This is a genomic window from Lentzea sp. JNUCC 0626 (genome assembly GCF_043632865.1).
Lineage (GTDB): Bacteria > Actinomycetota > Actinomycetes > Mycobacteriales > Pseudonocardiaceae > Lentzea.
The window spans coordinates 4,525,082-4,543,653 of record NZ_CP171635.1; the positions used below are offsets into that span (position 1 = coordinate 4,525,082).

20 protein-coding genes are annotated in these 18,572 nt (G+C 68.7%); 6 read left to right on the top strand and 14 right to left on the bottom strand.

The window, feature by feature from the left end:
- Positions 1–50: 50 nt before the first annotated feature.
- Genes JNUCC0626_RS19645 through JNUCC0626_RS19670 form a run of 6 tightly spaced genes read right to left on the bottom strand, consistent with a single transcriptional unit; the run spans position 51 to position 6,793 of the window.
- Positions 51–1,790 (bottom strand): DUF2264 domain-containing protein, encoded by a 1,740-nt coding sequence (locus JNUCC0626_RS19645; RefSeq protein ID WP_394621220.1) that lies wholly within the window; start codon positions 1,788–1,790, stop codon positions 51–53.
- Positions 1,787–2,737: a hydroxyacid dehydrogenase gene (locus tag JNUCC0626_RS19650; RefSeq protein ID WP_394621221.1), complete on the bottom strand. Its 951-nt coding sequence runs from the start codon at positions 2,735–2,737 to the stop codon at positions 1,787–1,789. Before JNUCC0626_RS19650 ends, JNUCC0626_RS19645 begins: the two co-directional genes overlap by 4 nt.
- Positions 2,734–3,561 carry a carbohydrate ABC transporter permease gene (locus JNUCC0626_RS19655; protein WP_394621222.1) on the bottom strand — a complete coding sequence of 276 codons (828 nt, stop codon included), beginning with the start codon at positions 3,559–3,561 and terminating at the stop codon, positions 2,734–2,736. The genes JNUCC0626_RS19650 and JNUCC0626_RS19655 overlap by 4 nt, the downstream gene beginning before the upstream one ends.
- Positions 3,561–4,436: a carbohydrate ABC transporter permease gene (locus JNUCC0626_RS19660; RefSeq protein WP_394621223.1), complete on the bottom strand. Its 876-nt coding sequence runs from the start codon at positions 4,434–4,436 to the stop codon at positions 3,561–3,563. Before JNUCC0626_RS19660 ends, JNUCC0626_RS19655 begins: the two co-directional genes overlap by 1 nt.
- The gene (locus tag JNUCC0626_RS19665) at positions 4,433–5,731 is read right to left on the bottom strand and encodes an ABC transporter substrate-binding protein (RefSeq protein WP_394621224.1); all 1,299 of its coding nucleotides are present in this window, start codon (positions 5,729–5,731) and stop codon (positions 4,433–4,435) included. Before JNUCC0626_RS19665 ends, JNUCC0626_RS19660 begins: the two co-directional genes overlap by 4 nt.
- A 33-nt stretch (positions 5,732–5,764) precedes the next feature.
- Positions 5,765–6,793, bottom strand: coding sequence for a substrate-binding domain-containing protein (locus JNUCC0626_RS19670; protein ID WP_394621225.1), 1,029 nt, complete (start codon positions 6,791–6,793; stop codon positions 5,765–5,767).
- Positions 6,794–6,890: 97 nt separating this feature from the next.
- On the opposite strand from JNUCC0626_RS19670, the gene JNUCC0626_RS19675 reads away from it, so the two are divergent.
- The 4 genes from JNUCC0626_RS19675 to JNUCC0626_RS19690 are packed head-to-tail and all read left to right on the top strand — an operon-like array spanning position 6,891 to position 8,906.
- Complete coding sequence (locus JNUCC0626_RS19675) at positions 6,891–7,811, top strand: TIGR01777 family oxidoreductase (RefSeq protein WP_394621226.1); 921 nt, start codon at positions 6,891–6,893, stop codon at positions 7,809–7,811.
- Between the two features lies 1 nt (position 7,812).
- A complete protein-coding gene (locus tag JNUCC0626_RS19680; protein WP_394621227.1) occupies positions 7,813–8,064 on the top strand; it encodes a hypothetical protein in 252 nt (83 codons plus the stop codon).
- On the top strand, positions 8,057–8,323 hold the full coding sequence (locus JNUCC0626_RS19685; protein WP_394621228.1) for an SH3-like domain-containing protein: 267 nt from the start codon (positions 8,057–8,059) through the stop codon (positions 8,321–8,323). Before JNUCC0626_RS19680 ends, JNUCC0626_RS19685 begins: the two co-directional genes overlap by 8 nt.
- Positions 8,316–8,906, top strand: a complete 591-nt coding sequence (locus JNUCC0626_RS19690) for a nitrile hydratase subunit alpha (RefSeq protein ID WP_394621229.1) — start codon at positions 8,316–8,318, stop codon at positions 8,904–8,906. Before JNUCC0626_RS19685 ends, JNUCC0626_RS19690 begins: the two co-directional genes overlap by 8 nt.
- 49 nt (positions 8,907–8,955) lie before the next feature.
- On the opposite strand, the gene JNUCC0626_RS19695 is transcribed toward JNUCC0626_RS19690, so the two are convergent.
- The 5 genes from JNUCC0626_RS19695 to JNUCC0626_RS19715 form a co-directional block, all read right to left on the bottom strand.
- Positions 8,956–10,365: a serine hydrolase gene (locus JNUCC0626_RS19695; RefSeq protein WP_394621230.1), complete on the bottom strand. Its 1,410-nt coding sequence runs from the start codon at positions 10,363–10,365 to the stop codon at positions 8,956–8,958.
- A gap of 25 nt (positions 10,366–10,390) precedes the next feature.
- Positions 10,391–11,611: an MFS transporter gene (locus JNUCC0626_RS19700; RefSeq protein ID WP_394621231.1), complete on the bottom strand. Its 1,221-nt coding sequence runs from the start codon at positions 11,609–11,611 to the stop codon at positions 10,391–10,393.
- Between the two features lie 59 nt (positions 11,612–11,670).
- Complete coding sequence (locus tag JNUCC0626_RS19705; protein ID WP_394621232.1) at positions 11,671–12,129, bottom strand: DoxX family protein; 459 nt, start codon at positions 12,127–12,129, stop codon at positions 11,671–11,673.
- 60 nt (positions 12,130–12,189) lie between these two features.
- Positions 12,190–13,869 (bottom strand): peroxidase family protein, encoded by a 1,680-nt coding sequence (locus JNUCC0626_RS19710; protein WP_394621233.1) that lies wholly within the window; start codon positions 13,867–13,869, stop codon positions 12,190–12,192.
- A gap of 133 nt (positions 13,870–14,002) precedes the next feature.
- Complete coding sequence (locus tag JNUCC0626_RS19715; protein ID WP_394621234.1) at positions 14,003–14,995, bottom strand: glycosyltransferase; 993 nt, start codon at positions 14,993–14,995, stop codon at positions 14,003–14,005.
- Between the two features lie 43 nt (positions 14,996–15,038).
- On the opposite strand from JNUCC0626_RS19715, the gene JNUCC0626_RS19720 reads away from it, so the two are divergent.
- A complete protein-coding gene (locus JNUCC0626_RS19720) occupies positions 15,039–15,362 on the top strand; it encodes an STAS domain-containing protein (protein WP_394621235.1) in 324 nt (107 codons plus the stop codon).
- A 9-nt stretch (positions 15,363–15,371) separates the two neighbouring features.
- On the opposite strand, the gene JNUCC0626_RS19725 is transcribed toward JNUCC0626_RS19720, so the two are convergent.
- The gene (locus JNUCC0626_RS19725; protein WP_394621236.1) at positions 15,372–15,923 is read right to left on the bottom strand and encodes a chorismate mutase; all 552 of its coding nucleotides are present in this window, start codon (positions 15,921–15,923) and stop codon (positions 15,372–15,374) included.
- A 9-nt stretch (positions 15,924–15,932) separates the two neighbouring features.
- On the opposite strand from JNUCC0626_RS19725, the gene JNUCC0626_RS19730 reads away from it, so the two are divergent.
- On the top strand, positions 15,933–16,289 hold the full coding sequence (locus tag JNUCC0626_RS19730) for an RNA-binding S4 domain-containing protein (RefSeq protein ID WP_394621237.1): 357 nt from the start codon (positions 15,933–15,935) through the stop codon (positions 16,287–16,289).
- On the opposite strand, the gene JNUCC0626_RS19735 is transcribed toward JNUCC0626_RS19730, so the two are convergent.
- Both JNUCC0626_RS19735 and JNUCC0626_RS19740 read right to left on the bottom strand, forming a co-directional pair.
- The gene (locus JNUCC0626_RS19735) at positions 16,286–17,698 is read right to left on the bottom strand and encodes a DUF4419 domain-containing protein (protein ID WP_394621238.1); all 1,413 of its coding nucleotides are present in this window, start codon (positions 17,696–17,698) and stop codon (positions 16,286–16,288) included. The genes JNUCC0626_RS19730 and JNUCC0626_RS19735 overlap by 4 nt on opposite strands.
- Positions 17,676–18,572 (bottom strand): NAD-dependent protein deacetylase, encoded by an 897-nt coding sequence (locus tag JNUCC0626_RS19740; protein WP_394621239.1) that lies wholly within the window; start codon positions 18,570–18,572, stop codon positions 17,676–17,678. The genes JNUCC0626_RS19735 and JNUCC0626_RS19740 overlap by 23 nt, the downstream gene beginning before the upstream one ends.

Genomic DNA, 18,572 nt, shown 5'->3' on the forward strand with positions numbered 1-18,572 from the left:
AACAAAAAGGGCGATGCGCACATCCCTACATCGGCCCTGCCGCCGCCGCGTTACCCCGCCTCACCCCACCCGACCTGCCCAAGAACCTCCGAAACCCGCCCTTCCCAGTCAGCCTCCTGCACCGACCCACCCAGCACAGCAACGGCGGCGAGCACCACAGTCCCCTCAATCGAAGCAGTCAAAGAGGGAACCGCGACACCGCCGGCGAACGCCGTCCCCTGAGGCGCCACATGCGAACCCACCCCGGTCCACCCCCGCACGCTGACCAGCGAGGACGGCAGATCGGTAGCCCAACCGGTGAGCTCGACCTCGGTACCAAAAGGCGCCCCGACAACCCGATGAATGCGCAACTCCTGGTCGTCCCAAACAGCCGTAACACTCTCCACCCGAACCCCGGGCACCATCGGCTGATGAGCGTCGAACACGGGCCGATGCCACGACGCGGCCCAGTTCCCGGCCGCCCCCACCGGGTGAATGCGACGCCGAACACTGCGAACTCCGTTGATGATCAGCGTCAGGTGGTTGTCCGCAACGTTGTACCGAGAAGTAGGCCCAGTGGACGTCGAGTAGGCAAACCGGCTGTACAACGGATCGTCCTCAGTCGCGTACTCCCCCTCGAACGGCCGAACATGATCGCTGCCGTGGTTGTGCAACCGAGTAACACCACGATGCCGCTGAATCAAGAACCCAGGCCCGGGCAACGCAAGCACACGGTCCTCGTCAACCGCCTCCTCCACCGATGTCCACAGTGGATGTTCAGCGTCAGCAAGCAGACAAACGAACGCCTTCGACGCCCAATACGGCGAGGCAGGCCCGGAGTAAGGCTGAAGGCTGGCCGAGTGCGCCCCGTGCCACCCCAGGCTGAGCAGACCGTCAGTCAACGCACCGCGATCGAGGAAGTACCGCAGAGAGTTGCTGATGAGGTACCGCGACTGCCCCGGCCGAAGCGGCGTCTCACCGGTGACCGCCCCCAACGCCACAGCCGAGGCGGCAGCGAACCGATAGGTGAGCGACCGCCCGAAGTAGATCGGCGCCCCATCCGCCCCGAACAGCAACGCAAAACTGTCCAGATGCGACCGCAGGCGCGTCGTGACAGGCTGACCGTCAAGATGGGCGTCGAGCGCCGGATAGAGGTGCAGCGCCCACCCGTTGTAGTGGTCGAACGCCCGCCCGTCACCGTCGGAGTACCACCCGTCCCCCCGGTACCAGCCCTCCAACAACTCCATCGCACGCTGCCGAGCCCGGCGGGTCTCATCGTCACCACGCCCGACGTGCTCCAGGAACGAGGCCACCGTGTACGGGAAGAAGTACCAGTTGTTGGCGGCCGGCACGTGCCGAAGCGCCCCCCGCAACCACGCCTCGGCACGATCCTGAACGGCCCCGGGCAACTTGTCCCACAACCAAGGCTTGGTGAGCCGCAGCCCCAAGGCAACAGACGCCGACTCGACCATGGGCTGACCGACGTCGAAGATCGCAGGCCATTCCCCCGCCGTCCCCGCGGCAAGTCCGAAGGCGTACCGCTCGAGCAGGTTGTGGGGGTCGTCGCCGTGCGCAGTCCGAAAGGCGGCAGCGAGGAACGTGCGGGCGTAACCCTCAAGGCCGTCCGACCGCACACCGCTGCGCGACGGACGACCCGGAAGATCCAGAAAGGCCTGGTCAGGGGACGCATGACGCCAAGCGGCCGCAAGCAGACCGTCGGCGGCGGCCACCCAGTGCTCGCGGGTGAGGCCGGTGAGGGGGCTGAGGGTGTGGTCGGGGTCTGGCAGCTTCACTCCACGCCTTTCCGTCATGCGATTCGTTCCCTCCGGTCCGCCGGCACCGGCGTCGCGAACTCCTCCCCCGCCACCCACCGCCGAACCTCCTCCACGGCGTGCCGCCCCAGCCGCCCCCACTCGTTGCCCTGCGACCCGGCCAGGTGCGGCGTGATCAGCACGGCGTCGTTGCGCCACAACGGGTGCTCCGGCGGCAACACCTCCGGATCGGTCACGTCCAGCACGGCCCGGATCCGCCCGGCCTCCGCCACCAGCGCCTCCTGGTCCACCACCGCCCCGCGGGCCGTGTTGATCAAAACGGCGTCGTCCCTCATCAACCCCAGCAACGACCCGCTCACCAGCCCGACCGTCTCCGGCAGCAGCGGCGTGTGCACGCTCACCACATCGCTGCGGGAGAACAACTCGGCAAGACTCACGGACGAGGCACCGTCCACTTCGGTCACGAACGGATCGTGCACCAGCACCTCGAAATCGTAGGGCGCCAGCAGCTCGATCACCCGGCGGCCGATCATCGATGCCGACACGATGCCGACGACCGCGCCGAAGTTGCCGACGGTCGGGGGCACCTCGTAGACCGCCATCTGCTTGGTCTCGCGGTACGCGCGGGCGCGCTCCAGGACGCGTTTGCCGGTCAGCAGGATCATCGCGACCGTGTACTCGGCCACCGGCAGGGCGTTGGCCTGGGCGGCCGACGACACCACGATGCCCCGGTCCCAGCAGGCGTCGGTGACGAAGCCGCGCACCGACCCCGCCGTGTGCACGATCGCCCTCAACCCAGGCAACCGCGACAGCACCTCGGCGGTGATCGGCGGACAACCCCAGCCCGTGACGAGCAGATCCACGTCCGGGACGGAGGAGAAATCGCTGTGCACGCCCAAAAAATCGCAGCCAGACGTCAGATCGGCAAGAACGGGCGCGAGGACGGCGGCCGAAGCCTCCGGCGACATCACGCCCGCGACCCTCACTTGACGGCTCCCGCGGTCATGCCGGCCTTCCAGAACCGTTGCAGCAACATGAACGCGAGGATCAGCGGCAGCACCGCGAAGAGAGATCCCATGATCACCACCGGGTAGTACTCGGGAGAGACAGTGGCCGAGCTGTTCCACTGGTAAAGGCCCAGGCTGACCGGGTAGAGCTTCTGGTCGGACAGCATCACCATCGGCAGGAAGAAGTTGTTCCAGATCGTGGTGAGCTGGAACAGGAAGAGCGTCACCATGCCGGGGCCGAGCATCCGCAGCGCGACCTTGAAGTACGTGGCGAGGTCGCCCGCGCCGTCGATGCGCGCGGCCTCCAGCACCTCGCCGGGCACGTAACCCTGGGAGAAAACCCGCCCCAGGTAGACGCCGAACGGGTTGAACAGGGCCGGGATGAACACCGCCCAGAACGTGTTCACCAGGCCCGCCCCGGACGCCATCAGGTAGAGCGGCAGGGCCAGCACGGTCTGCGGCACCATGACGGCGGCCAGCACCAGGCCGAACAGCTTCTCCTTGTGCCGGAAGACGTACTTGTCGAACGCGTAACCGGCCGCGATCGAGATGAACGCGCTCACCCCCGCGCCGATCACCGCGTACAGCAGGCTGTTGACGTACCAGCGCGAGTACAGGCCCTTGTCCATCGAGAAGAGGTTGCGCACGTTCTCCACGAACGAGAAGGTGCCGAACAGTTCGCTGTTGAACAGCGCGTCGACGTCCTTGGTGGCGGCGAGTACCAGCCACATCACCGGCAGCAGGGTGTAGAGGACGGAGACGCCGACGACCACGTTCACCGTGGTCCGGCCGAGCAGCGTCATCAGGCGGCCTTCCTGTTCGTCCAGCGGGTGACGCCGTAGGACAGCGCGACCGTGAAGGCCAGCAGGATCACGGACGCGGCCGCGGCGAGGCCGTAGTTGTTGCGGGTGAACGCGGCGTCGTAGATGTACATGCTCGGCGAGAACCGGGCGCTGATCATCGGCGTGGACTGGCTGAGCAGCACGGGTTCGGTGAACAGCTGCAACGCCCAGATCAACGTGAAGATGCCGACCGTGACGATCGCGCCGCGCACCAGCGGCGTCTTGATCCGCAACGCCTGCTTGACCGGACCGGCACCGTCCACGACGGACGCTTCCAGCACCTCGCGCGGCACGGCCTGCAACGCGGCGTAGAAGATCACCATGTTGTAGCCGAGGTTGCTCCACAACGCGATGTTCACGATCGACGGCAGCACGGTGTGGATGCCGAGGAAGTTGATCTGGATGTCGGCCTTGGCGAACAGGTCGACGATCGGACTGAGCCCCGGCGTGTACAGGTAGAGCCAGATCAACGCCGCGATGATGCCGGGCACGGCGTGCGGCAGGTAGAGACTCATCTGTGCCCAGCTGCGCAACTTCGCGACGCCCGAGTCGAGCAGCAGCGCCAGGGTCAACGCGCCGACCACCATCAGCGGGATGTAGATCAGGCAGTACAGGACCACCGTGCCGAGGCCACCGAGGAACGTCGGGTCGCTCAGCACCGCGCCGTAGCTGCGCAGGCCGACGAACACCGTGCTCTCCGGCCCGAACCCGAGTCCTGGCTGGTCGGCGGCGAAGAAGCTGAGCCAGATCGCCGTGCCGGTCGGCACGAGGAACACGACGACGAGCAACACGAAGAACGGCGCCATCAGGACGGCGCAGGCGAGCTTGCCCCTCACCTCGCACCCTCCTCAGTGGACAGACCGAGTGCGCGCAGGTCCGGCATGGTGCCGCTCTGCGCCTCGCGCATGGCGTCGATCAAGGTTCCGGAACCGGCACCGGCGCGCGCGAACCCGTCCTGCATGACCTTCTGCGTGGCGGTCATCCGCGGCCCCCACACCCAGCCGTCGCGGATCTTCTCGGTCTCCTGCTCGAAGAGCCGGTAGATGTCCTGGCCGCCGTAGTACTCGCCGGGGAACGCCTTGGCGCCCGCCTCGACGAGCCCCGGCGCGACCGGGAACTGGCTGCTGGTGCCGCTCTTCAACCGGGCCGTCAGCGCGTCGGGGTGGGTGCACTGCCACTCGATGAACTCCATCGCGGCCTCGGGCTCCTGCGAGTCCTTGGTGACGGCGAACGTCGACCCGCCGTGCGTGCCGACGACCTGCTCACCCCAGATCGGCATGGGCGCGATCCGCCACTTGCCCTTCTGCGCCGGACGGGCCCGCATCTGCGCGCCCGCGTCCCACGCGCCGCTCAGCCGGGTGATCACCTTGTCCTGGCCGAGCTGGGCGTCGTGCTGCTTGCTGTCGGCGGCGTTGCGGAAGACCAGGTCCTCGTCGATCAACCGCTGCCAGTAGGCCGCGACCTTCTGCGTCGGCTCGTCCGCGAGCGACACGCGCCACTTGCCCCCCGCCGTGTCGAACCACTTCGCGCCCGCCTGCCAGGCGTAGCAGGCGAACTGCATGCCACCGTCGGTCGGGAAGATCGCGAGGCGCTGCGCGGGGTTCCCGGAGCGGACCGTGCGAGCGAGCTCCGCGAACTCGTCCCAGGTCGTCGGGATGTCGTAACCGCCTGCCTGGAACAGATCCGCGCGGTAGTGCAGGACCATCGGCTCGATGTCGAGGGGGACGCTGAACACGCGGTTGTCGAACGTCGTGAGCTTCAGCGCCTGGGGCAGCAGCTTCTGCTTCACGCGGTCGGTCACGAGGTCGGTGATGTCGCGGGCCACGCCGTCGATGGCGTACCCCGGGACCTGCGGGTACTCGATCGTGGCCACATCAGGGGCGTTGCCCGCACGAGCCGCGTTGCTGAGCTTGGCGTAGCCGCCCTGCCCACCGGAGGGGATCTGCTGGAAGATCACCCTGATGCGGTTCTGCGAGGAGTTGAACGCGTCGACGACCTGCTGGCTACCGCGCAGGGCCGACCAGAACGTGATCTCTACCGGGCCTCCGGCACCGCGGCGTTGCGGAGTGGAGCAGGCCGCCAGCGGTGCCGTGAGACCTGCCGCGAGGAGGGTGCGACGACTCAGGCGCATGGTTCGCATCCTGATCGTACGATCGGTTTGCCGTCAAGAAACGATCAAACGCTCAGACGATGAGCGGATCTTCAACGACGGCAGCAGCTCGATCCGTTCAGGGGCGCTGACCTCGCCGTTCAGCTTCCGCAGCAGCAGCTCGGCGGCCACCCGGCCGACCTCGGTCTTCGGCGGCGCGACGGCCGTGAGCGGGATGCTGCCGAGCGACGCGACCACGTCGTCGTACGAGACCACCGAGCACATCCCAGGCACGTCGATCCCGGCGTGCACCAGCTGCTGGACCAGCATCAACGCGTCCTCGTCGCCGTGCAGCACGGCCGCCGTGGCCCGGCGTCGGCGCAGCACGTCGACCAGCCCTGCGTCCGGCGCGCTGCTGACCGTGATGGCATCCTCCAGGCCCGCGGAGATCTCTTTGAACGCCCGGCGCAACACGCGCGCTGTCGGGCTGTCGTCGCGTGCGGCCAGCACGATCCGACGATGGCCCAGGTCCGTCAGGTGCTTCACGGCGAGATGCATGCCGTACCAGTGGTCCGAGCACACGGAGTTCATCGCTCTGAGGTGTCCGTTCGGACGGCGTTCCATCAGGACGGTCGGCACGCCGGTGTCCGCGAGCCAGTCGTCCTCGGCCTCCTCCTCGAACGACCGCCAGCGCGGCGCCATCAGCATGCCCTGCACCGGTTCGGTCAGGGCCTTCTCGACGATGGGCCGTTCGGCGCCCCTGACCTGCGGCGCGATGTGCAGCACGACGCGCATGCCGGCCTCTTCGAGCCTGCGCCGTGCACCGTTCATCGTCTCGTAGAGGTACGTGTGGCGTTCCGGCACGACGAGCGCGATCGACCCGTTCGTCGCCTGCACCGGCTCCGGCTGCGCGACCGGGATGAGCGAGCGCGCGATGCCGTGGCCGCGGCGCAGCTTGCCGAGCCTCGCCAGCTCCTCGACGTCGCGGCGGATCGTCACGATCGACACGTCGAGTTCCTCGGCCAGATCGCTCACCTTGACCGTGCCCCGCGACGCCGTGACGGCCAGAATCCGCTGCCGTCGTGCCTCGCTGGACTCCCGCATGACCGACCGCCTGTTCGTTTGAGCGTTTTGCGGGAGCATAACTGAAAGGTCTCTCAGCGACCCGGGACTAGCGTCGCCCGCGAGGGGGACGAACCAGATGAAGATCGTGATTCCAGGCGGAACGGGCCAGGTCGGCGGCGTGCTGACCCGCGCACTCAGGGCGGCGGGCCACGAGGTGGTGATCATCAGCCGCAGCGCGGGCGTGCGCTGGGACGGCCACACGCTCGGCCCGTGGGCAGCGGAACTCGACGGCGCCGACGTGGTGATCAACCTGGCCGGGCGCAGCGTGAGCTGCCGCTACAACGCCGAGAACCTGCAACAGATGATGCGCTCGCGAGTCGACTCGGCCCGCGTCGTCGGCGAGGCCATCGCGAAGGCCGACAACCCGCCCGGCGTGTGGCTCCAGATGAGCACGGCGACGATCTACGCGCACCGCTTCGACGCGCCCAACGACGAGGCGACCGGCGTCCTCGGCGGCCGCGAACCGGACGTGCCGGGTTACTGGACGTACAGCGTCGAGATCGCCAAGCGCTGGGAGGCCGAACTCTTCGAGGCGCACACGCCCGGCACGCGCAAGGTCGCGCTGCGGTCGGCGATGGTGATGAGCCCCGACCGCGGCGGCGTCTTCGACTACCTGTCGTGGCTCGCCCGGCTCGGCCTCGGCGGACCGCTCGCGGGCGGGCGGCAGTACGTGTCGTGGATCCACGACGACGACTTCGTGCGCGCCGTCGCGTTGCTGATCAGGGAACCGATCGAGGGCGCCGTGAACCTCGCCGCGCCCCACCCGTTGCCGCAGCGGGACTTCATGCGCGAACTCCGCCGGGCCTGGAACGTGCCGGTGGGCCTGCCCGCGACGCGCCTGATGGCGTCGATGGGCGCCTTCGCGCTGCGCAGCGACACCGAACTGCTGCTCAAGAGCCGCCGCGTCACCCCGGGCAGGCTGGTCGAGGCCGGCTTCGACTTCCACTTCCCGAACTGGCCGGCGGCGGCGCAGAATCTGGTGGAGCGCAGGAGGTGAGATGCCGAGGATCAACGACGTCGGCGGGCTCGACGGCTTCGGCCCGGTGGTGGAGGAACTGGACGAACCGCCGTTCCACCACGACTGGGAAGCGCACGTCATGGCGATGAACCGCGCCTTGATCGGCCAGGAGGTCTACAACCTCGACGAGTTCCGCGACGCCGTCGAACGCACGATGTCGCACGAGTCTTCGTACTACGAGAACTGGTTCCGCGCGATCCAGACGCTCCTGAAGGAGAAGGGCGTTGTCTGAGCGCTACCGCACCGGCGACCGCGTGCGGACGTCCACAGTGGACCCGGACCACCACACCCGCCTGCCGCACTACGCCCGCGGCCACGTGGGCACGATCGTCGGCCACGACGGCATCCACCCGCTCGCGGACCTGAGCGCGCAGGGAGTCCAGCAACGCCAACAGGTCTACCTCGTGCGGTTCTCCGCGAACGAACTCTTCGGCCACGGCGACCACAGCGTGACGCTGTCTCTCTGGGAGGACTACCTCAGCCATGAGTGACGACCACGACGACTCCCCGATCGCCGCCCAGGTCCGCGACCTCGAAGCACTCCTGGAAGCCAAGGGCCTGATCGACCCGCGCGAACTCGACCAGGTGCTGGAGGCGTTCGCCGCGAGGGCCTCCCCCGCCAACGGCTTCCGCGTCGTCGCCCACGCCTGGGTCGACGAGGGCTTCCGCGAACGCCTCCTCGCGGGCGCCGACGACGCCCTGCCCGAACTGGGCCTGTCGATGGGCGGCGGCCTGCAACCGCAGGTCCTGCACGTCGTCGAGAACACCGAGCAGGTGCACAACGTCATCGTGTGCACGCTCTGCAGCTGCTACCCGCTCTCACTGCTCGGCCCGTCGCCGACCTGGTACAAGAGCACCGCCTACCGGTCCAAAGTGGTCAGTCAGCCGCGCGAGGTGCTGGAGCAGTTCGGCCTCGACCTGCCGCGGGACACCGAGATCCGGGTGTGGGACGCGAACGCCGAGTCGCGGTACATGGTGCTGCCACGCCGCCCGGACGGCACGGAAGGGCTCGCCGAGGCCGCACTCGCGGACCTGGTCACGCGCAACGGGCTGATCGGCACCGCCGCGGTCTGAGCACGAGAACGGGGCGCCGCACCAGCGACGCCCCCGTTCCCACGACTGACTACAGGGTCTTCATGATCCCGTCGATCACCTTGCCGAGCTGCGCGTACTTCTGCGTGTACAGCACCGGGTACACGCCGGGCGGGTCGGCCGGGCGGTCGGCGTCCACGTAGTCGGTGCCCAGGTTGCAGAACACGACCACGATGTAGTTGCGCTTGTCCTTGCCGCGGAACGACTTCACGATGCCCGCGTCGGACCCCGTCGTGTCGACCCAGCCGGTCTTGTGCGCGAACGTCACCTCGGCGGCGTCGTTGCACGGGCGGACGTCGCGGTCGTACACGGCGTCGCCGACGGTCACGGTGCCGTCCGGCTTGATCCAGCGCGCCGGGACCTGCTGCGGGATGCCCTGGGTCGGGTAGTCGCGGCCGCACCAGTTCGGGGTGGACAGCATCTCGTTGTGGCCCTGGCCCGCGAGGGTGTCCTGGAAGAACTTCCGGGACGTGGACGAGAGCTCGTGGCGGGTGACCGGCTTGCCCTGGTCGGTGGTCCACAGGACGCCCGCGCCGCCGTTGACGAGCAGCAGGAGCTTGGCGGTGTCGAGGCCGCTCATGTTCGAGCCGATCCAGCGGCCGCCGTTGCCGGGGATGGTGCCGGTGACCATGAGGGTCGGCATGCCGAGGTCGACGAACGTCTGGTTGACGGCGTCCCACGCGTTGAGGTCGTGGATCAGCTTGATCAGCGCGCAGGTGGACTCGTTCTGCGACTTGGTGATCATCTCGTCGAAGTGCTGCCGGATCTTCTTCACCGACGGGCCGCCGCACGCCTCGCGCACCGGGTTCGGGGCGTAGGTGTAGTCGGCGTCGAGGTCGAGCTTGCCCTGGTCGGCGAGGCGCAGGATGCCGAAGCCGACCATCAGCTTCAGCACGGACGCCGGGTACGGCGAGGAGAAGTCGATGGGAGCGTTCTCCCTGCCAGGCAGCACGTCGACGGTTCCCTTGCCGCCGTTGACGTCCCACTCGGTGTCGTCCCACCAGCGGTAGCGCACCTGGTCGGTGGACAGCCCCTTGCGGTCCACCGGCACGACGACGCCGTCCGGGTGCTGCGGGCTGAGCAGGACGTTCGCCACGGCCTTGGTGCGGCCGAACGCGTCGAGCTCGAAGATCGCCGCGTCCATGTTCGGCGTCTGGTGCAACGGCTTGCCGGCCGCCAACGTCCGCGCCTGCGCCCGGTTCATCAGCTCGGTGGGCGAAGCGTCGTACTTCTCCCGTTTGCCCGAAGACCGCGCCGCCGTGGCCAGGTCGGGCGGCGTCAGGTCGATGACGTCCTTGAAGTTCTGCGCGACGATCGCCTCGCGCAGGCGGTCGGCCAGCGGCCGGTGGTCGGTCTGGACGTCGGCCGAAGCAGCCGGTGAAAGAGCCGCGCTCGTCACAGCGAGCACGGTGAAGAACGCAGCGAAACGCTTGCGGTTCATTCACTCCCCCAGTGAAGTGGAATACCTACACACGCACCGTATCAACGTTCTCCACGGAGCGCACAGACGGGGAAATGAGCATCCCGGCGGTCGCGAGCAGGTGCACGACGGCGCAGCCGAGCAAGGCGGCGGTGATTCCGAACGCGTGCGACACCGGCCCGATCGCCAGCTGCGCCAACGGAATCGCGACAAACGACCCGACCATGTCGTAGGAGTAGACGCGGGCGAGCCGGTCGGCGGGGACGTGGTGCTGCAACGTCGTCTCCCACGCCACCCCGAACTGCTCGATGCCCATCCCGCACACGAACGACGTGACGATCAGCAGCCACGGTTCCGGGTGCAGCACCATCACCAGCGGCAGTCCGGCGAACCCCGCCACGCACGCGACCCCGACCATCAACTGCCGGCGCACCTTGACCCGCAGCACGACGACCGCACCCGCCACCATGCCCGCGGTCTGCGCGGCCAGGACCAGGCCCCACGTCTCGCGCCCGAACGTCGAGTCGGCCATCACCGGGCCGAGCACCATCACCCCGCCGACCAGGGCCGCGTTGACGAACGTGAAGCCCACGATGATGACCCAGACCCACTGCCGCGCCACGACCTCGGTCCAGCCGACCTTCAACTCGGCCAGCACGGACGGTTTGCGGTCAGCGGCGGCGACCCCGGGCACCCGCACGAACGCGAAGAACACCCCGGCCAGCGCGAACGTCAGCGCGTCCACCGCGAGGCCCCAGCCGGGACTGGTGAACGCGATCAGCAGGCCACCCAGCGACGCGCCGCCGATGTTCGCGGAGTTCGTGCCGAGCCGCAGCAACGCGTTGGCCTGCAAGCGCATCGACACCGGCACGGTCTGCGACACCAGCGACGCGGAGGCGGGCATGGAGAACGCGCTCGACATGCCGTTCACCGCCGACAGCACGATGAACCACGGCACCGACACCGACCCGGTCAGCACCAGCCCGGCGATCAGGGCCTGGCTCGCGAAGCTGACCGCGCACGACCCGACGAGCACGATGTGGCGCGGCAACCGGTCTGCGACCACGCCTCCCCACAGCAGGAACACCACGTTCGTCAGCGACCGGGCCGCGACGACGAGGCCCAGCGACGTGATCGACGACGTCAGGTCCAGGACCGCGAAGGCCAGCGCGATCGGTGCCATCGCGTTGCCCGTGACGGTCGTGACCCTGGCCGCGAGCAGCCAGCGATAAGCAGGATGCGCCAATGGCGCGAAAGTTTCCCCCATCACCACAACGTATAACGGCGGGAGCCGCCCGACTCCCCGAAGGTTCGGACGGCTCCCGTTCATCGCACCCTCGGGTGTGATGAGGCGATGACCACCGCGGCGGCGACGGTCACCAGGTTCTTCAGGATGTACTGCGCTTCGAACGACGCCTGCAGCGGACCGGACCACATCTCACCGGGGAACAACACCAGCGGTGTCGACACCATCACGACGTGACCGACCAGCAGGACCGCGCACAACCGGGGTGCGCGGAAGCTCAGCAGAACCAGTGCGATCCCGATTTCGGTGATCGCGGCACTCAGCCGGGCCAAATCCCCGTGGATGATCCCGAACGTCAGCGCGGAGACCGTGCGTTCGACGAGATCCTGGGCAGGGCTGCCACCGGGAAAGAGCTTCAACACGCCGAACCAGAGGTACACGACCCCCAGTCCGATGCGCAGCAACGGAATTCCGGACTCGCGCGCAAACCGAGCAACCCGTTGTTCCGTGCTTTCGCGACGTGTGGTTTCTGGACGCATGACGATCTCCCTCTCCTGTCTGACTGCCACCACCCGGCCAGACAGGAGGAACGAGGAAGATCAGGCGCCGGCCGGGTCCCCGAGCGGGTTCAGCAGGTCGGCCTTGCCCTCGAACGCGAACAGCAGCAGGTCGACCATGCGGAACGTGCTGGAGTCGGGGCCGAGCGTGGGCCGCCAGTACGGCGAGCGCACGATCGAGATCCGGCTGCCCTCCATGGCGCGGTGGAACACCTCCGCGGTGATCCGGCCGCCCACGGGGCCCATCAGGCCGTTGCCGACCTCGGCCTCCCGCAGGATGTAGAACCACAGCGGCGTGTTGGCCACGAGCTGCGCCTTCTGCTCCTCGGACAGGCCCTCGACGACCGCGCCGCCGTTGCCCACCAGGATCTGCTCGGCCGTCAGCGGTGCGACGCCGAACAGTTCGGCGATCTGCTGACCGGTGGCGAGCTCCATCATCGAGGCCCTGGTCAGGTTCCGGAACGCGAGGTTGCGCTCGATCTCGCGGAACTGCGTGCCGCGCCCGCCGAACGTGCCCGCCGGCAGCTGCGTCAACGGGTCGACGAGCAGCGTGTCGATCCGCTTGGTGACGTTGCCGCCGCCGAACTGCGCGGGCGGCACCAGGTCGTCGCGCTCGGCCTCGGTGAAGTCGTAGAGCCGCCGGAAGTCCGCGATCCAGTTGCTGGGCAACGTGAACAGCGGGCCCCGGTTGACGTCGTCGAGGTCGGCGGGCGTGCCGGAGGTCGGGTCGAAGTTGCCGCTGACGCCGGTGAAGGTGAACAGCGCGAACAACGTCGCGATCCCGCCGGGCCCGGTCTGCGGCCCGCTGCCGTTGAACACGCGGTTCCACTGGTACGCGCCGCGGATCTGGCTGTGGCCGAAGCGGTACGAGGCGACCGAGAACTCGACCGGCATGGTCGGCGAGTTGTCCCGGCTGTAGTAGCGGCCGGGCACCTCGAAGAACTTGCGGCCGTTGGTGAACACGTCGTCCACGATCGCCGGGTCGATGATCCGCGGCAGGTGGTCGGTCCGCAGCATCCACTGGTAGTGCCGCACCACGAGTTCCTTGGCGGCCCGGAAGAGCCGCTCGCCGGTGAGGCCGGTGAGCGCGAGCTCGTCGACCACGCGGTTGTGGAAGCGGATGAACGCGAGGTGCGTCTGCGCCACCACGAGGTTCTCGTCGTTGCGGGCGTCCGGGATCAGCGGCAGCCGCCGGTCCGCGGCCGTGCCCGCCGTGCCACCGCGGCGCGGCAGGTCGAAGCCCTCGAACGGGACGTTGGTGCCCTCGTCCGGGAACGGCACCGGCGTCGTGGTGCCCATCTTGAGCTTCACGCCGTCCTCGGCGTAGAAGGCCTGGTCGTCCTTGTCGCGCGGACCCCGGCCGTAGACCGAGTCGAGGTCGAGCGCCGGTGAGCGGCCCTGCATGAGTTCGTCGAGGTTGACGTCCTGCCCGAGCTGCGACTCGGTGCGGTCCATCGTCAGGTCGTGGTCGACGAACTGGCCGAGGTAGGTGAACCCCGCCGGAACCGTCGGGTCCGCCGAGTCGGGCTGCGGGACGTTCGCGGTGATCGCGGTCGCGAGGGCAACCCGCGTCTCCTCGTCCGTCCTGGGCCCCTTCGGCCCCAGCCGTGAGAACCGGAACCTGCGCAACTCCTCCGCCGTGGAGGGCTGACGCGTGGTGGCCTCACCTCTGCCGTCGAATTCCAGCACACCTTCGCCCACGACGAAGAAACTGTCGCGCACGTGCCTCTTCATATATCCCCCTGTGTATCCCCTGTGTCAGGCAACCTGTTCTCCCCAACAAGCACCTGCCCCACCGCCAGTCTCCAGACGGACGAAAATCCCGTCGAAGCTTTTGGCCACAACCAAAAAGTTGTCACACAGCGGATACGAGATGGTCCGGAATAGTGCGGAAATCCTCCAGCACGGCGATCTTCGCAGCCAGACCCTCAGCTGATTCATGATACGTCCTCGCGTTCAGCGCGTGTTTGATCTGTTCCACGAGAACGGCCGCGGTCAGGCCTTTCACCTCGACGTGGACACCGACGCCGAGATCCTGGATTCGGGCCGCGTTGCGGTGTTGATCGCCGAACAACGGCAACGCGACCATCGGCACGCCCGCCGTCAACGCCTCCCGCACACCGTTGCACCCCGCGTGCGTGACGAACAGCTTCGCATTGTTCAACAATCGCCGTTGAGGGATCTCCGGCGTCAGGCGAACATTCGCCGGACGTGGCCCTTTCCAATCCGCATGGCCTATCGCGACGGCGGAATGGGCGTCGATCTCGCCGAGTGCCTCGACGACGGTGGGCAGCGAGTCCGGCGTCACGCGGGTGCCGAAAGACGCGACGATCTCCGGCGCGCTGTCCACGCGCCCCTGGTCGAGGGGCACGCGGAAGTGGTGCTGGGCGGGGTGCCAGGCGGCGGGCGTCAGTCCGGCGGTGAGCACCGGGTCGGTGCCCGCGACGCCGAACCTGGCGCGCACCTTGTCCACCAACTCGTCGAGCAGCGGGATCTCCAGCGGCGCGAACGGCGCGATGTCGACCAGCGCGTGCGGGATGCCGAGCACCTCGGCGGCGATCTGGCCGCCGTACTCACTGGTCTCGCGCACGATCACGTCGGGACGCCAGGTGCGGGCGAAGTCGAGGACGTTCGCGGCGAAGGCGACCACGAGCTGGTGCGACCACTCCGCACCGGTCCCGGACGGCGCGGGGACGTCCGGCATGGCCACGGAGTGCGGCAGGTGCGCCATCGCCGGACCGGTCGCGATCACGGCCTCGTGGCCCCGGTCCCGGAACGCCCTGGCCAGCGGCACCATCACCGGCACCAGGTGGGAGTGGACGGGCAACGCCGTCAACAAAATGCGCACGCCACCCAGTTTCGCGTTGGTCACCAGTGGGTACAGCTGCGAAATGCTCGAAGTCACGGTGACTCGGTCGTCGCCTGCCTCCACCCTGATCACGGTCTCCGGCGAACTCGCCGGTCCCGGCGCGGAAAGACTGCTCGCCCGGCTCGACCGGCTGCTCGACCAGGGACACCGCTACGTGGTGCTGGACCTGACAGGTGTCACGTTCTGCGACTCGAGTGGGGTGAGTTCGCTGGTGCGGGGGCACGCCCGAGCGTCGGCCGCGGCGGGCGGGCTCCGCCTCTCCAGCGCGTCCCCGCAGGTGACGAAGGTGCTCGAACTGTCCGGCCTGGCAAGGATGCTGGGTCTCAAGTCCACAGTGGATATCTGACCGGAACAGCTAGTCGCACACCGTGCGCATCGCCTCGGCCAGCGCGTCCTCGTGCAGCCGGTCGAGGCGGTGCAGCACCACCGCGGAGCGTTCCGCGACGGTCGCCTGGATCTCGCACCTCAGCGACGAGCGGCGCAGCTGCTCGGTGTCCTTGAGCTCGGCCAGGATGCCGGTGGTGAGCCGGTCGAGGACCGGTCGCACCTCGGTGGCGAGATCCGGCTTGTGCTGCGGCACTTCCTCGGGGTGGGCGGTCCAGCGCGCGTACAGGCCGCGTTGCACGATCTTGTTCGCCTCGATCTGGGCGCGGAAGAAGCGGGCAGCGTTCTCGGGGTCGAGCTGGAGTTCCACGGCCTTGGCGCGGACGGTGTCGAGCACCTGCTGTTCGCGCACCGGGTCGTCGATCGGCTGCGTCGTCCCGAACTTGGCCGCGGCCACCAGGTCACCGACCTGGACGCGCTGCACGGCGAGGCCGGTGAGTTCGCCGAGTGGGCCTACCGGGGTGAGCGACGCGGCGAGGGTCAGTGCGACCGCCAGGAGCTTCATGATCTCCGAGAGTGCCATGATGGCGGGGTGGAGTCCACGCGCATCGACAGCTGGCTGTGGGCGGTCAGGCTGACGAAGACCCGCCCGGACGCCGCCCAGGCGTGCCGGGGCGGCCACGTGCGCATCAACGACAAGCCCGCGAAGCCGTCCGCCACCGTCGTACCCGGCGACACGGTCCGCGCCCGCGTCGGCGACCGGACCCGCGTCGTCGAGGTGGTGCGGGTGATCTCGAAGCGGGTGGGCGCGGAGATCGCGACCATGTGCTTCATCGACCGCACGCCGAAGCCGCCGGTGGAGGTGCCGATCGCCCGGCGCGACCGCGGTGCCGGGCGTCCGACGAAGCGCGAACGACGCGAACTGGACCGGTTCCGCACGCAGAACTAGCGGATCAGCACCAACTCGCTGAGCCTGATCGTCTCCAGGTGGTCGATCTCGTCGTGGTCGAGCACGGACTTCAGGATCATCGCGAGGGACGTGCCGAGCACGGGAACGTCCTCCGCCCGGTCGCCGGGGCGCAGGACCACCCAATGGCTCAACCCGGTGCCGTACTCGCCGATCTCGCCCACCACCCGGCCGTCCGCGAGGTCGAACACCACGTAGACCTGGTGCCCGCCGACGGTCTCGTCGCGAGGCGCCCTGTGGTCGCGCAGCCGCCACGCACCGCCGTGCAGCGACACCGTGCCGAAGCGTTCGTAGAGCAGGACCGCCTCGCCGCCACCGCTCGGCCGGAGGGTGATCTCGGAATAGTGCGTGGCCACCTTCGCCCTCTCGGGAGGGGTCCACTCGTGCTCGGCGGCAATGCGGTCCAACACCTCCTCGAGCGGCGGCGGCGCGGACACCACCGCCCAGCCCGCGACGGGTTCCAGCGCGCCGTTCTCGTGCTGGGTGACCCCGACCAGGCCCGCGTCGACGGCGACCGCGGTGAGGTCGTGGCCGGTGTTGACGTTGATCACCGCGCGGCACAGCGTCGCCGGCACCACGCCGGCGGAGATGGCGTGGTCGGTGTTGTCGCGCGGTTCGCCCACCGGGAGGTCGAGCATGGGGTTCGGTCCACGCCTCACGCGCCCTATGTACGGGTAGAAACGCGTGATCCAGCCGGTGATGACCTCGCCGCCGTACGCGTCGGACGGGTTGTAGATGCGCTTCCAGAACTCCTGGTCGGCGTTGCCCTCGGCGGCGCGCACGAACTCGTCCGTGATCGGGACGAGCGAGCGGCACCAGTGCTCCAACCGGAACCGGGGCAGGTCATCGACCCTGGCGCGGATCTTCCGCCAGTCGTCCGGGGTGCCGGTCAGGGTGATCGACGGGATGCCGCAGACCCCGTACATCCAGTACCCGTAGTAGGGCGAGTAGGCGTCCAACATGGCGACGCGGCCCGCCAGGCGTTCGACGGCGGTGCTCGTGCTGAAGTCGCAGTCGAAGGTCGTGTCGCCGATCTGCTTCGCGAGGCCTTCCAGGACGGTGTCCCACGTGTCGTCCGGCCCGTGCACCACCTCCAGGCGAAGCTTCCCCTGGTGGCCGACCAGGACCGGCCGCAACTCCTCGGCGTGCTCCTTCACGTGGTCGGCGATGCCCCGCGTGATCGTCAGCCAGACCGCGTCCGGGGACAGCACCAGCGGGCGGTGTTCCGCGAACGCCTTGGAGACGGCGTGCAGCAGCGGGTGCACGTCGTTGGGCTCGAGCACGAGTGCGTCGCCTCCGGTGGCGTGCGCTCCGGGGAACAGGTCGGCGATCGGGCGGGTGGGCAGCGCGTCGGTCACCGGCGTGACGTCATCGACCGGGAAGGTCACCATTCCCGGACTGTAGAACGACTTCGGCCAGTTCCGTCAGCGATTTCCCCAAGGGCAGATCCACCCTCAGCGAAGCGTGCGGATCGCCCCGCGTCTCACCCCGGTTGATGATCACGACCGGGATGCCGGACGTCGCGGCCCGGCGCACGAACCTCAGCCCGGACATGACCGTGAGCGAGGAACCCAGGACGAGCAACGACCGTGCGTTGTCGACGAGTTGATAGCACTGTTCAACGCGTGGGCGGGGCACGTTCTCGCCGAAGAACACGACGTCCGGCTTGAGCACGCCGCCGCACTCCTCGCACGGCACCACGCGGAAGTCGCGCACCTGGTGTTCGGGCAGGAAGACGTCGCCGTCCGGGTTGATCTCGTCCGTCGTGGCGTGGAAGTCCGGGTTGACCTCGCGCAGGCGCCGGTCGAGGGCGAGACGCGGGCTCAGCAGCTTGCAGTCCAGGCAGATCACCCGGTCGAGGCCGCCGTGGAGTTCGACCACGTCCTGCGAGCCCGCCGCCTGGTGCAGGCCGTCGACGTTCTGGGTGATGACGCCGGACAGGAGCGGTGTCAGGTCGCTGACGGCGTGGTGGCCGGCGTTGGGGTGCGCGTGGGCGATGGTGCGCCAGCCGACGTGGCTGCGCGCCCAGTAGCGCTGCCGTCCGGCCTCGCTGGTGGTGAACTCGTCGTAGGTCATCGGGGTGTGCTTGCGCAGGGACCCGCCCTCGCCGCGGTAGTCGGGGATGCCGGACTCGGTCGACAGGCCCGCGCCGCTGAGCACCAGCACCCCGCCCTGCGCGACGATCGGCACGACGTCGGTGAGGGCGGTGGTGCGCGGCAGCGTCGGGCCCGGGTTCGTCCAGCTCAGAGTGGGCCTGGTTCGCAC